We start from the raw sequence: 14088 nt of genomic DNA on the forward strand, positions 1-14088 counted from the left end.
GTGAAAGCTATTAATCATAATAACAGCAATACAAAAAAAGTTCACGGTATTGATGATAAAAATATCTCTAATAACTTTCAGATTATTTCCAATTACATGCTGGATCGATCTTAATCATTTAGCTGCGCATTTTGAAATATCGCAACGTTTTCATTTTTCTAAATACTCTTCTAACTTTTCCTTCACGTAATGCTGATACAAATATACCAAGTGTACTATATATTACGCCAAGTAAAAGTATCATCAATATGTTCAGCCAGTTATCCGATAAGCTTAGCCCCATTTGATTCACACCTGCAATCATATTGGTTGCCCAAGTTGAAGGTAGAGAATAAGAAACACATCGCACCCATACAGGCATAGCACTGAGTGGCCAAATAGTTCCTGAAAGGTAGAAAACCGGCGTGGTTAAAAATGCCAATGTAAGGTATATCATCTCTGTACGGCGTAAACATTCAGTGAGTAATTTACTTAAGCCCAGCGCACCAAGCAATAGTGGAAATGTCATGATAAGTATTTCTGGAATACTGGCCAATTGCCGATAGCCAAGTACCCAAGGCCATAACCCAAATAGCACAATAGATAAAAATAACCAAATAGGTAATAACCCACATAAGCTGCCAAACATGACAATTTTAGGTGGTTTGCCTTGGGGTAGCGAATTGAGGGTGATATTAGTACGCGTTGAAGCAATTAAAAAAGAGTGCTGCAACAACATCACTAATAACCCAGGAAAGGTAATTGCAGCAAAACTGATACCTGCATTATAAAGGGGTTCGGTTTGACTTTTAATAGGTGATAAAATGATATTGATCTGTTCTTCTGAAAATCCATTATTACGCATTATTTTGGTATTATATTCAGTTAATATCTGCTGATAAATCCCTTTTATATCAACTTGTATTAGACCATTAGCTAGGCGACTTGAAGCATCACCATATGCAGGAATGGTAACTTCCTGTCCGCTTATTAAACGTTTTTCAAAATCTCTAGGAATAGTTATCACAGCAAAAATTTTGCGATGATTGATATCATCATAAGCTTGTAGTGAGCTTTCGTAGATAATTGTATCAATTTTTGAGCTGGTTTCTAAAGAGCGGATTAAACCACGGCTGGTTGGGGTATGATCTTGATCCACAATAGCTACCGGTAAATTGGTGATGGTGCCATTGATATAAACAAGACTCATTAATGACACAGACAATAGCAACAATAACCACATTGGTCGCCCTAACAAAAGGAAAAATATTCTTATAAATGAAGACCAAAAAATCTTAATCATCTAAATCTACCCTCTCACTGTGAATGCAAACGCCTTACTAAGCGCTTTCTGACTAGCAAGGTAATAATTATTGGATAGATCATTAAAATACCACAAGTTTTTAACACCGAAAAATAGCTAGAATGACGTAAAAACAGATCGAACAGTTTATTTAGTGCATAAGTTAATGGCTCAAGAGAAGAAATAAACCTAGCAATCCATGGCATAGATAGTTCAGGCACAACAACACCAGAATAAGTTAATGCAAGCCCAACTAAAAGACCTATATAGGTATAAGCATTAATGGGGGTTTTAGTAAATGTGTATAGTAAAATACCAATGCTTTGTGCAGCAATAACATAGAAAAATACCACCGTCATCATGGCAAAAGGGGAACCCGATACACGCGCATTAGAAAACAAAACGAGCATGGCAATTTCAAAAATAAGCAGCATGGTAAACCAAATTGTATAAGGTGCTAATTTTCCTAAAACAAAAGGGTAATTAGCACGCGTTCGCTTTGGTAATTGCGCTAAAATATGAATTGTTGTAGTTACAACAAATAACTGCAATAAATGTACTACCGCTGAAAATTGTTGGAAGTACATAGAGTTACCACTGGCATTAAATAAACCATCATAATTAAAATTCACTTTAGCCAATGGTGGAACCGGCATGCCAATGCTTGTCGCCATGGTGGTGCGATATTGCGTATTAAGTGTTGCTATCAACCCTGAATAATCCATGATCGAATATAAACCAGCACTATAATATAAAGCATTATAGTAAAGCATTGGCGTTGGTTGGCGACCTGATAATACATCCGCTTCAAAATTAGGTGGAATATAAAGCAACGCATAAATTTTCGCTTTTTGTACATCACGCTCAGCATCTAAAAGTTGGTCGTTATAATTGATAAGATCCGCATGCGCTGCAGCATTGAGATTACGAACAATTTCACGCGACAACGTACTCTTATCGTGGTCAATATAGCCTACTGGCAAATCTAACAATACACCTCGATAGAAGATGCTACTAATTAGAAAAAAAATAATTAGTGGCATAATCCACATTAACCAATGAAATGTAAATCGCCTAAAAATTTGCGGTATTTCATCATTAAATGCATCTTTAAAACGGTGCCAGAAATCTAACATTATTGGTCCAACTTCCATAATGTGCTCATACCAGCACGTAAGCCTTTAACCGGTGCAACAGGATAAAGCCTTACTTCAAAAGTTTTCAAATCAAAATCCCCTGTTGCCCTTGTTGCGCGTTTCGTTGCATAATCGCCCATTGGTGCTATATAACGAATTTCAGCTTCAACCTCTTTTTGATTAAGCGCGGGCACTTCAAGCGTAATGTGATCGCCTTTACGAATATTAGACATAATATCTTCACGTAGGTTAAACACAAAGTAAGCTTGAGGGAGTTGAATCACAGTTAATAATGGGCTATTAGCATTAAATAATTCACCTACTTCAGCAGGAATAGATCCTATTTCACCAGCGACTTGCGCTTTAACTTGTAAATCATCATATTGTATTTGTAGCTGTTTAAGTTGTTCCTCAACTTCTTCTAATTTGGCTGCATAAATTGCACGTTGTTCAACTCGATCACCATTTTTAGCTTGGTCTAAATTAGCTTGCGCTGATTGAACCTGTTGAAAGGCTGAATCTCGTGTTTTTAAAGCATTATCTAAAATTGATTGAGAAACATAACCTTTGGCCGAAATAGTTTTGTTACGATCATATTCTTTGGAAGCATTATCATACGTTACTTTTGCTTGCTCTAAAATTGCTTCGTAATAACGAATGCTTTCTTCACGTGTTCCATGATCTGAAAGTGCTAATTGTGCTTTTGCTTGGTCTCGCGCAGCTTCAGCAGCTTTAACCTGAGCTAAGAGTTCTGGGCTATCGAGTGTAATAAGGACATCATTAGGTTTAACATCATCTCCACGACGGACATGGATGACTTGTACTCGACCTTTGGCTTTAGAGGCAACACTAACATTTGGTGCATCAACTTCACCTTGTAGGATAAGTTGACTGTTATGTGAGCGAATTAAGATCGTCATTGATATTAAAATAACGATTAACGCAATACTAGTAAAAATTTTTTTGTTCATAAAATTTTGTATAGAGTGGTAGTAAAGAGATAAGACATAGAGAATTAAATTTATTATATGCTTGGTCAAATAAACATACGTAAATTTTCGTCTCCGCATTGCACGAAAAGTGCTTTATTTTTACTGCTAATGCCAATTTAATTTAAAAATCATACAATATCAATACTAATTTACTATTACAGCAAGTAATCGCTGTAAGTCAGCTTTCTATACTTGATTAAGATAATTTTTAATGATTACAAACCACCACTTTAATAGATTTTATATATAAATGATATCAGTCAAAAGAAATAGATAAAAACCTAGTTATTTAGTATGATATTTTTAAAGAAAATGATAAGGCATTAATATATGAAAAAAATAGTTATTATTGGTGGTGGTGCTGGGGGATTAGAACTAGCAACAGACCTTGGTGATAAACTAGGCAAAGGTGACCAAGCCGAAATTACGCTGATTGATAAAAACAGTTATCACTTATGGAAACCACTATTACACGAAGTTGCCACAGGCGTTTTAAACGAACAAGCGGATAAAATCGATTATGCTGCACAAGGGCAACAACACAATTTCCAATTTAATCAAGGTACTTTTACTAATCTTAATCGTGAAGAAAAACAAGTTATTATTGAAAACTTAAATCACGAGTCTGTTTCTATTCCATATGATATTTTAGTTATGGCAATAGGCAGTACTTCAAACGATTTTGGTACGCCTGGTGTTAAAGAACATTGTATCTTTTTAGATGACCAAAATGCTGCAATTCGTTTACGTGAAACACTTATTGCAAAATTTGCTAGTTTTTGTTCAATTATTGATAAACATGAAGCAACTAATGAAGATAAGATTCGTATTGCTATTGTTGGTGGTGGCGCAACTGGAGTTGAATTAGCTTCCGAATTACCTCATATGGTTGAAACATTTGGTGCTTGTGGCCAAAATAAAATGTGTTCAGATGTATTGGATATATCGGTTATTGAAGCAACTGATCGTATTTTACCAGCATTACCTGAAAAAACAGCATTAGGTATTACCGAAACATTACAAAAACGTGGTATTCATGTGTTAACCAAAACCATGATAACTAAAGCGGAAAGTGATGGCTTTTATCCAAAAGAAGGCGATACCATCAACGCAGATATTATGATCTGGACTGCTGGTGTAAAAGCACCTGACTATCTAAAAGATATTGCTGGTTTAGAATCAAGTCGTTCTAATCAACTTGTTGTTAAACCGACGCTACAAACAACACGCGATGATAATATTTTTGTTATTGGTGATTGTGCTTACGCGATGCAAAACAGCGGACGAGCAGCTCCCGCTACAGCACAAGCTGCACATCAGATGGCAAAAATCTGTTTTGAAAATATTGTTAACATGTTAAATAATAAGTCAATGAAATCGTTTAATTATACCGATAATGGAACGATTATTTCCCTGCATGATACAGCACAAGGTGTGGTTAAAATTGCAGGAAAACGAGAAATGAATGTTAAAGGATTTTTTGCTTTAACTATTCATCGCCTATTGTATCGTATGCATCAAGCAAGCTTATTGGGTATTTTCAAAACAATCCGATTTGCTAAAGCTAGCAAAGAAATGTACAAAAGTAAATTTGCATCTATCTTTACTCATCAAGATTAGGTTCTTCTCCTTTTGTTTGATAGCTACTTACAAAATACCTTTGATAAGTAGCTATTTATTCAAAATAGGTATAGCATTATTGATGTATATACGTTTTGTTTTAGTGTCTATGCTGTTTTTAATTCACTTTAATTAGTTTTAATTAGTATTGCTAGCTATAAACATTTTTCCATCTTCACAATCAGAATAAAACCTCGCTACTAAACAAACAATAAACTCGCCATGCAGCCATATGGATATTATTTTTATTAAAAATAGAAAACGTTACGATAATAAGATGCCTTTATTAAGAAATAGTTGTTTTATCACTTTCTATGTATAATTCACCATAGCTGATAACGGTTGATAAGCAATGGTAGGATTAAAGCTAGTATTAAAATAACGCTAAATTCTTAACTGGTGCAAAGCTTTTACGATATAGATGATTAATACCGTGTTGTTCGATTGCCGCTAAATGCGCTTTAGTCGGATAACCTTTATGCTTAGCAAGACCATATTGTGGATACAACTTATCCAGCTCAACCATTTCACGATCACGTGTAACTTTAGCCAAAATTGAAGCAGCGCTAATCTCTGCTACCAATAAATCGCCTTTAATGACCGCTTGAGTTTGAATACCAAAATCAGGGCAACGATTACCATCGACTAATACAAAATTGGGTTTAATAGATAAACCTGATACAGCACGCTGCATTGCTAGCATAGTGGCATGTAATATGTTTAATTTATCTATTTCATCCACTGAAGCGCGGGCAATATTCCACGCTAAAGCATCCTGTTTGATTATATCAAATAGCTGTTCTCGTTTTTTTTCAGTCAGTTTTTTAGAGTCAGTTAAGCCTTTAATTGGCTTGTTAGGATCTAAAATAACCGCAGCAGTGACCACATCACCACACAGTGGACCACGTCCTACTTCATCGACGCCTGCAATAAGTGTTATATCTGGATAAGTAAAGTCTAACAACAATGTACATCCTCTAATACATCAAGTACTGCTTTAGCCGCTTGTTCATCGGCATTACAACGGATTTGTTTATGCAAAGATAAAAATGTCTGTTTTAGCTCAGAATTATCACCTTCTAACAAGGGAATAATGTGATTGGCGATATTTTCAGGTGTGCAATCTTGCTGTAATAACTCTGGAACCAAGGCTTTACCAGTTAAAATGTTAGGTAATGAGACATAAGGTGTTTTAATTAATTTTTTAGCAAGCCAAAAAGTTAAAGGTTTCATCTTATAACCTACAACCATAGGACATTTGGCTAACATACATTCTAGTGCCACAGTACCGGAGGCTAAAATTGCAGCATCACTGGCAATCATTGCTTCACGGGCATGACCATCTAATAATTGTATGTCAAGTTGTGGGGCAACTTCTGCTTTAATCTGTTCAAACTCTTTTCGTCTTTTTTCATTCACTAATGGCACAACAATATGTAAATTAGGATAACGTTGACGTAATAGTTGCGCAGCCGCTAAAAAAGGAGCTGATAGTAATGTCACTTCAGCATGACGACTACCCGGTAATAATGCTAAACAGGGGCAACCAGTCGGAACACCTAATAACTGACGCATCGCTATTTGATCGGGAATAAGGGGAATGTCATCCGCCATTTTATGACCAATAAAGCGGCAAGGCACATCAAATTTATCATAAAATGTTTTTTCAAACGGTAAAAAAGCTAAAATAAGATTGGTATTACGTTTAATTTTGAAAACCCGTTTTTGCTTCCAAGCCCAAACAGAGGGGCTAACATAATGAATGGTTTTAATTCCCGCTTGCTTTAGCTTACCCTCTAGGGAAAGATTAAAATCAGGTGCATCAATACCAATAAATATATCGGGTTTAAGTTCAATTAAACGTTTAGTGATATCCCGGCGAATAGATAAAATACGGCGTAATCGTCCCAATACTTCAACAATGCCCATAACCGATAATTCATCCATTTCATACCAAGCCCTACAACCTTCGGCTTGCATTTTTGGACCAGCTATACCAACAAATTTAATATTGGGATGATAATTTTTTAGCGCACAAATTAATCCTGCGCCAAGAATGTCACCAGAGGTTTCTCCAGCGACTAAGGCAATGGTTAATGGTTTATTGGTCATTAACGAATAATGCCACGCGTTGAGCGTGCAAAAAAGTCAACAAAGAGTTGTACTTCAGGATATTGTTGGGCAAGGGTTGCAATTTCAACTTTGGCTTCGTCTAACATTAAGCCATTTCGATAAAGAATTTTATAGCTATTACGAATCGCCTGTAAGGCATCTTTACTAAACCCTCTGCGTTTTAAGCCTTCGTAATTCACGCCATGCGGTGTTGCATGATTACCTTGAGCAATAACATAAGGTGGAACGTCTTGCGCAACGCCAGAACAACCACCGACCATTACATGTGATCCAATCACACAAAATTGATGAACAGCTGTCATACCACCTATAATGACATAATCGTCTAATTGAACATGCCCACCTAAAGTAGCATTATTTGCTAAAATACAGTGATTACCAATATGACAATCGTGCGCAACGTGCGCATTGATCATCAATAAATTATCACTACCAATACGAGTTAATTCACCACCTTGAACCGTACCACGGTGAATAGTTACGCTTTCGCGAATCATATTACGATCGCCGATTTCAGTGCGCGTTGGTTCTCCACGATATTTTAAATCTTGGTTTACTTCACCAATTGAGACAAATTGATAAATTTGGTTATCTTTACCAATTTTGGTGTGACCATTGATGACAACGTGTGATTTTAAAAATGTTCCGTCACCAATTTCAACATTTTCACCAATAAAACAAAAAGGACCAATTTTGACGTTATCGCCGATTTTAGCACCTTTTTCAATGACTGAACTTGGATGTATTTCTGTTGCCATAGTATTTCCTTAAAACAATTTGGAATATGTAAAATACCAAATGTTATTTACGAGCACACATCATTTCAGCTTCGCAAACTAACTTGCCATCAACGGTTGCAATACCATGGAATAGCGCAATGCCACGACGCTCTTTAATATATTCAACATCCAACACAAGTTGATCACCAGGTACAACAGGACGTTTAAAACGTGCTTTGTCAATTGAAGCGAAATAATAAAGTTGCCCAGGAGATAACTCTTCAATGCTTTTAAATGCTAAAATTCCTGTAGCTTGTGCCATTGCTTCTAAAATTAATACACCTGGGAAAATCGGTTTATTAGGGAAGTGCCCCTGAAAGAATGGTTCATTTACAGTAACATTTTTTATCGCTTTTAATGTTTTACCTTTTTCATAACTAAGCACGCGATCAACCATTAAAAATGGATAACGATGGGGTAATAAACTGATAATTTCTTCAATATCAAGGGCATTAAGTTCGGTAGTCAAAATAGCTATCCTTATACATTATTTGCTATAAATTTTATACATTATAACTGAGGATGCATGTTTCACTCAAGGATGATTTAAATAGCCGGTTTTATTTATTCCAAAATATTGATGAAATGTTAAACTAACTTAATTAAATAAATGATTTATAAATCACTCTATTATTCAGTGGGAAATCATATATAATAGTTAGAATAATTAGCTACAAAAGTTGACAACACGGAGAAGTATAATGAAATCATTGATTAAAATGACCTTAGTAAGTAGTGCGATTGTACTAGCATTAGCTGGTTGTGATGATAAAAAGTCATCTGACACTAGTAGTTCCGCAACTAATCAAATCACAATTTCAACTGATGCACAAAAAGAAGCTTATGCTTTGGGGTCGTCATTTGCAACATACATGAAGTCAAACTTAGAACAAAATGAAATTAATCCAGACAAAGAATATTTAATTAGTGGTTTTAATGAAACATTTCATGATGCATCTCAACTTTCAAAAGATGATGTTAAAAATATCTTAGATGCGTTTGGTAAACGAATTCAAGAAGAAAGCCAAGCGCGTTTTGAAAAACAAAAAAGCGAAAATACAGCTGCCGGTGACAAATTCCGTGAAGAATTTGCTAAACAAGATGGTGTTAAACAAACCAAATCTGGTTTACTTTACCAAATTATTACCGAAGGATCAGGACGTCATCCAACCGCTAAAGATACTGTAATTGTTCATTATTTAGGCACATTAACGGATGGACGTAAATTTGATAGTTCTTATGATCGTGGTGAAACCGCTACATTTCCACTTAATGGTGTTATCAAAGGTTGGACAGAAGGAATTCAATTGATCGGCGTTGGTGGTAAGATTAAATTGGTTGTACCACCTGATTTAGCTTATGGTGATCAAAGTCTTCCAGGGCAACAAGATAAAGCAGGGATCCAACCTGCATCAACGTTAGTGTTTGAAGTTGAGTTACTTGGTATTGATGGTGATAAAGCTGAAGAATCAACGCCAGTTCAAAATCAAGAACAATCTGAACAATCAGATAAATAATTTGATTAGTTCACTAAGCTATACACTTGTTGTTATGGGTCCTGCTTATGGGACCCAATCTGCTTATTGTGCGTATCAATTTGCACAAGCCTTACTATCGAATACTCCTCATACTATTAAGAATATCTTTTTTTATGCCGATGGTGTTTATAATGGCAACCGCTATACCGATCCCGCTAATGATGAATTTAAATTAGTTTCGGCATGGCAAGAATTATCTCAAAAACACGCTTTTGCGTTAACGGTTTGTGTAGCAGCAGCACAGCGTCGTGGCATTATCGAAAATAACCTAGCTGATCGTTTTGAATTAACTGGTCTTGGTGAATTGAGTGAATCAATTGCAACCACAGATCGTACTATTCAGTTTTAAAGTTAGGGGGGGCAAATGAAAAAAGTAGCAATAATTATTAGCTCGCCACCTCATGGAAATGCCAAAGGTCGAGAAGCACTAGATATCGCATTGGCGACCTCAGCTTTTAACCAAATTTCTGTTTTTTTTGTCAATGATGGTGTATTTCATTTGTTACCTAATCAGCAACCAGATCAAATTTTAATGCGCGATTATATTGCAACTTTTAATATGCTTGAACTTTATGACGTTGATGATGTATATGTATGTAAATCATCCCTTAAATCAAGAAATCTAACCCAGATATCTCGTAATATCCCAAGTAAAGTGATTGATACGCTATCGATAGCTCAATTATTAACCACTCAAGATGTAATATTGCGATTCTAATTTTATACTGCAATATAAAATATCACGCCACAACAAGATTTATATCCAAACAAAATCACTCAGAAAAACAATTGATTTTATTTAATTTTTTATTTTTTTAAATCAAATAAATAACCCACGCCATTTTTTTTCGATGCTTAAATAGAGTGGGCTATAGTTTCATTTGATTTAGTTTTTTGACTAAACTAATTTTTTCATTTGATCAGCAATTTTTTCAGCTTGAGTTCCAACAATAATTTGTGCGCCAGTTTTACCTAACTTAATCACTGCCATTGCGCCAAGCGCTTTGGCCGCTTGCTCATCAATAAGATCTGAATCATGAACACCTAAACGTAAACGTGTAATACAAGAATCAATATTGGTTAAATTTTCTTTGCCACCAACAACAGCTAAATATTGCTCTGCAAGTTTCGATGTATCACCAATTGCTTGTTTTTGCTGAGTGTTTTCGGTTGATGAAACTGTGGTATCTTCATCTTCACGACCTGGTGTTTTAAGGTTGAATTTAACAATTACAAAACGAAATGCAACATAGTAAACAATAAAGAACACTAAACCTTGAAGTATAAGCATATACCAATGTACGGCAAGTGGATTGCTTGATTGTAGTAACATATCGGTTAGACCTGCGCTGAAACCAAACCCACATATCCATTGCATAGAAGCAGCAATAAACAGAGAAATACCTGTTAAAATAGCATGTAATAAATAAAGTACTGGTGCAACAAACATAAACGCAAATTCTAACGGTTCAGTAACTCCAGTCAAAAATGCAGCGAATGAAGCAGCTAACATAATTGAAGCTGTTTTATCTTTATTACCTTTTTTAGCTGTATGGTACATCGCTAATGCAGCTCCAGGTAAACCAAACATCATAATTGGGAAAAAACCTGCTTGGTAACGCCCAGTAACACCTACAATAGCCTCACCTGAATTAATTGCATCTTGTCCAGCTAAAAAATTATGAATATCATTAATACCAGCAACATCAAACCAAAACACTGAGTTTAAAGCATGGTGTAAGCCGACTGGAATAAGTAAACGGTTGAAAAATCCATAAATACCTGCTCCAACTGCGCCTAAGTCCTTAATCCACTCACCAAATGTTATTAATGCGCTAAATACAACAGGCCATATAAAATAAAAAATCACAGAAATAAATAGCATTACCACAGAAACGATAATCGGAACTAAACGTTTACCACTAAAGAAAGCTAATGCTTTATGTAATTCTACTGAGCTAAATCGATTGTATAATTCAGCCGAGATAATCCCAACTAAAATACCAATAAATTGATTATTAATTTTTTCATACGCTGGTGATATTAACATTTCCCAGCCTTCATTTTTTATATTTATCCCTTGGAAAAGAGCTACTGACTCAGGCGATAACAGAGTAGTAATAATTAAAAAACCAACCAATCCAGCAAGTGCAGCGGCACCATCTTTATCTTTAGACATACCGTAAGCCACACCAATAGCAAAAAGTATTGGCATATTGCCAATAATTGCATTTCCTGATTTTATTAAAAATATAGCGCTAATACTATTAGCTCCCCATTCCACGCTGTTAATCCAATACCCAATCCCTAGTAGTATTGCGGCGGCGGGTAGTACTGCGACAGGCACCATCAGTGAGCGCCCAATACGTTGCATATAAGCTAAAATTCCCATAAGTTAACCTCATATATTTTTAAGGGCATATAAAAATGTAATAAAATTTTACATTTTTAATCGATTATAAGTAAGTCTTCTTTATTTCACTCTATATTATTTTACTTCGCAAATTAATTATTTGTTTTTGTGACTATAATCACGATTTTTTTTTGATTAGTTGCTTTTATATAGTAAAATGTAATCAACATTTTTTACTTAAAAAAATAAGTTATTAATTATATCAAAAGAGGTATCATCTTATGAGACTTATCCCTTTACAAAATGCTCAAAAAGCCGGCGCTTGGGTCGCACAACGCATTGTTAATAAAATTAACCAATTCAAACCAACCGCAGATCGACCATTTTTACTAGGCTTACCAACAGGAAGCTCACCGTTAGTAATGTATCAACAATTAATTAAACATTATAAAGCAGGTCATGTTAGCTTTAAACATGTTGTGACTTTTAATATGGATGAATATGTTGGACTTCCAGAAGATCATCCACAAAGTTATCACACATTTATGTACGAAAATTTCTTTAACCATATTGATATTGATAAAAACAATATCCATATACTAAATGGTAATGCACCAGATATTGATGAAGAATGTCGTCAATATGAAGCAAAAATCAAAGCTTATGGCAAAATCAATATTTTTGTAGGTGGGGTTGGTCAAGATGGACATATCGCATTTAATGAACCAGGATCTTCACTTTGTTCTCGTACTCGGATCAAAACATTAACTGAAGATACACGAATTGCTAATTCTCGTTTCTTTGATAATGATGTTAATCAAGTACCAAAATATGCATTAACCATTGGTGTTGGAACTTTAATGGATGCACAAGAAGTCATTTTATTAGTTTGTGGTCATAATAAAAGCTTAGCGTTACAAGCCGGTGTTGAAGGTTCTGTAAATCACCTTTGGACAGTAACTGCACTACAAATGCATCCAGCATCAATCATTGTTTGTGATGAACCAAGTACTGATGATCTTAAAGTGAAAACACTAAAATATTTTAAGCAAATGGAAGCTGATAATCTTAAAGTGACCGTTTTATAAAGGATAAATCAATGTACGCATTAACAAATTGTCGCATCTATACAGGTTATGAAATTCTTGAAAATCACGCCGTTGTTATCAACGGAGATAAAATTGCACAGATCTGCAAACAAGACGAGTTACCTGTGGATATTAAAATTGAAAATTTACAAGGTGCAATGGTTGCACCTGGTTTTATTGATATTCAAGTCAATGGCTGTGGTGGGGTGCAATTTAATGAAACACTTGATGCACTAAGCATTGAGACATTAGAATCAATGCAAGCCACCAATCTTATCTCGGGTTGTACAAGTTATTTACCGACTTTAATTACATCAACTGATGAATTTATGATAAAGGCGGTTAAAGTGATGCGTGAATATTTAGCTACGCATACCAATCAAGCGCTTGGTTTACACCTTGAAGGTCCCTATATTAGTCTAGAAAAGAAAGGGATCCATGATGAAAATATTATTCGTCAGCCTTCGCAAGAAATGATTGATTTTCTATGTGAAAATGCTGATGTCATTAAAATTATTACCTTAGCACCAGAAAAAGTTGAAAGTCATTTTATCAAGCAACTGGTTAACGCAGGTATTCATGTTTCTGTTGGGCATTCCAATGGTCATTATGATGATTGTCGTCGTGGATTTAACGATGGTATTCGTTTAGGAACTCACCTATTTAATGCCATGCCTTATATTTCTGGACGCGAACCAGGCGTAGTTGGTGCAATTTATGATGAACCTGAAGTGTATGTTGGCATTATTGCTGATGGTCAACATGTCAGTTGGGCAAATATTCGCAATAGTCACAAAATTAAACAAGATCATTTAATCTTAATTACCGATGCAATGCTACTTGCTGGCTCTAATTTAGAATCTGGCATATTTGCAGGTAAAACCATTTATTATAAAAATGGACGCTGTGTGGACGAAAACGGCACTCTTGGTGGTTCAGCATTAACCATGATTGATGCAGTAAAAAATGCTGTGGAATATGTAGGCATTGCGTTAGATGAAGCGTTAAGAATGGCAACACTTTACCCTGCCAAAGCAATTGGTGTGGATAAACATCTTGGTAGTATTAGTGAAGGCAAAATTGCAAACCTTGTTATCTTTAATCGTGACTTTACGGTAGTGAAAACGGTTGTTAATGGAGAAATGAATCGCTAGAATATCAGATAAT

Annotated in this window: 14 protein-coding genes; 6 read left to right on the forward strand and 8 right to left on the reverse strand. The window is 35.2% G+C overall.

All coding sequences use genetic code 11. The features are described from left to right. Positions 1-118 precede the first annotated feature (118 nt). The 3 genes from BQ5209_RS05725 to BQ5209_RS05735 are packed head-to-tail and all read right to left on the reverse strand — an operon-like array spanning position 119 to position 3389. Complete coding sequence (locus BQ5209_RS05725) at positions 119-1279, reverse strand: ABC transporter permease (protein ID WP_370737829.1); 1161 nt, start codon at positions 1277-1279, stop codon at positions 119-121. Positions 1280-1296: 17 nt separating this feature from the next. Further along, complete coding sequence (locus tag BQ5209_RS05730; protein ID WP_085247654.1) at positions 1297-2418, reverse strand: ABC transporter permease; 1122 nt, start codon at positions 2416-2418, stop codon at positions 1297-1299. After that, positions 2418-3389 carry an HlyD family secretion protein gene (locus BQ5209_RS05735; protein ID WP_085247591.1) on the reverse strand — a complete coding sequence of 324 codons (972 nt, stop codon included), beginning with the start codon at positions 3387-3389 and terminating at the stop codon, positions 2418-2420. The genes BQ5209_RS05730 and BQ5209_RS05735 overlap by 1 nt, the downstream gene beginning before the upstream one ends. A gap of 351 nt (positions 3390-3740) precedes the next feature. Here BQ5209_RS05735 and BQ5209_RS05740 point away from each other — a divergent pair, with 351 nt between their 5' ends. Continuing rightward, positions 3741-5030, forward strand: a complete 1290-nt coding sequence (locus BQ5209_RS05740) for an NAD(P)/FAD-dependent oxidoreductase (RefSeq protein WP_085247592.1) — start codon at positions 3741-3743, stop codon at positions 5028-5030. Positions 5031-5403: 373 nt separating this feature from the next. Here BQ5209_RS05740 and rnhB read toward each other — a convergent pair whose 3' ends face one another. Genes rnhB through fabZ form a run of 4 tightly spaced genes read right to left on the reverse strand, consistent with a single transcriptional unit; the run spans position 5404 to position 8411 of the window. After that, positions 5404-5994, reverse strand: coding sequence for a ribonuclease HII (rnhB, locus tag BQ5209_RS05745; RefSeq protein ID WP_085247593.1), 591 nt, complete (start codon positions 5992-5994; stop codon positions 5404-5406). After that, a complete protein-coding gene (lpxB, locus tag BQ5209_RS05750; protein WP_085247594.1) occupies positions 5988-7142 on the reverse strand; it encodes a lipid-A-disaccharide synthase in 1155 nt (384 codons plus the stop codon). Before lpxB ends, rnhB begins: the two co-directional genes overlap by 7 nt. Further along, the gene (lpxA, locus tag BQ5209_RS05755) at positions 7142-7921 is read right to left on the reverse strand and encodes an acyl-ACP--UDP-N-acetylglucosamine O-acyltransferase (protein WP_085247595.1); all 780 of its coding nucleotides are present in this window, start codon (positions 7919-7921) and stop codon (positions 7142-7144) included. Before lpxA ends, lpxB begins: the two co-directional genes overlap by 1 nt. Positions 7922-7964: 43 nt before the next feature. Next, on the reverse strand, positions 7965-8411 hold the full coding sequence (gene fabZ / locus BQ5209_RS05760) for a 3-hydroxyacyl-ACP dehydratase FabZ (RefSeq protein WP_085247596.1): 447 nt from the start codon (positions 8409-8411) through the stop codon (positions 7965-7967). A gap of 232 nt (positions 8412-8643) precedes the next feature. Between fabZ and fkpA the strand changes: the two genes are divergently transcribed. Genes fkpA through tusC form a run of 3 tightly spaced genes read left to right on the forward strand, consistent with a single transcriptional unit; the run spans position 8644 to position 10198 of the window. Continuing rightward, positions 8644-9459, forward strand: coding sequence for an FKBP-type peptidyl-prolyl cis-trans isomerase (gene fkpA, locus BQ5209_RS05765; RefSeq protein WP_085247597.1), 816 nt, complete (start codon positions 8644-8646; stop codon positions 9457-9459). Between the two features lie 4 nt (positions 9460-9463). Beyond that, complete coding sequence (gene tusD, locus BQ5209_RS05770; RefSeq protein WP_143421861.1) at positions 9464-9829, forward strand: sulfurtransferase complex subunit TusD; 366 nt, start codon at positions 9464-9466, stop codon at positions 9827-9829. 15 nt (positions 9830-9844) lie between these two features. Beyond that, positions 9845-10198, forward strand: coding sequence for a sulfurtransferase complex subunit TusC (gene tusC, locus BQ5209_RS05775; protein ID WP_085247599.1), 354 nt, complete (start codon positions 9845-9847; stop codon positions 10196-10198). Between the two features lie 180 nt (positions 10199-10378). On the opposite strand, the gene nagE is transcribed toward tusC, so the two are convergent. Next, on the reverse strand, positions 10379-11872 hold the full coding sequence (gene nagE, locus BQ5209_RS05780; RefSeq protein WP_085247600.1) for an N-acetylglucosamine-specific PTS transporter subunit IIBC: 1494 nt from the start codon (positions 11870-11872) through the stop codon (positions 10379-10381). A 242-nt stretch (positions 11873-12114) separates the two neighbouring features. Between nagE and nagB the strand changes: the two genes are divergently transcribed. Continuing rightward, a complete protein-coding gene (nagB, locus tag BQ5209_RS05785) occupies positions 12115-12921 on the forward strand; it encodes a glucosamine-6-phosphate deaminase (RefSeq protein ID WP_085247601.1) in 807 nt (268 codons plus the stop codon). Between the two features lie 11 nt (positions 12922-12932). Continuing rightward, on the forward strand, positions 12933-14075 hold the full coding sequence (gene nagA, locus BQ5209_RS05790; protein ID WP_085247602.1) for an N-acetylglucosamine-6-phosphate deacetylase: 1143 nt from the start codon (positions 12933-12935) through the stop codon (positions 14073-14075). Positions 14076-14088 lie beyond the last annotated feature (13 nt).

The sequence above is a fragment of the Gilliamella mensalis genome (assembly GCF_900103085.1).
Taxonomy (GTDB): Bacteria; Pseudomonadota; Gammaproteobacteria; order Enterobacterales; family Orbaceae; genus Gilliamella; species Gilliamella mensalis.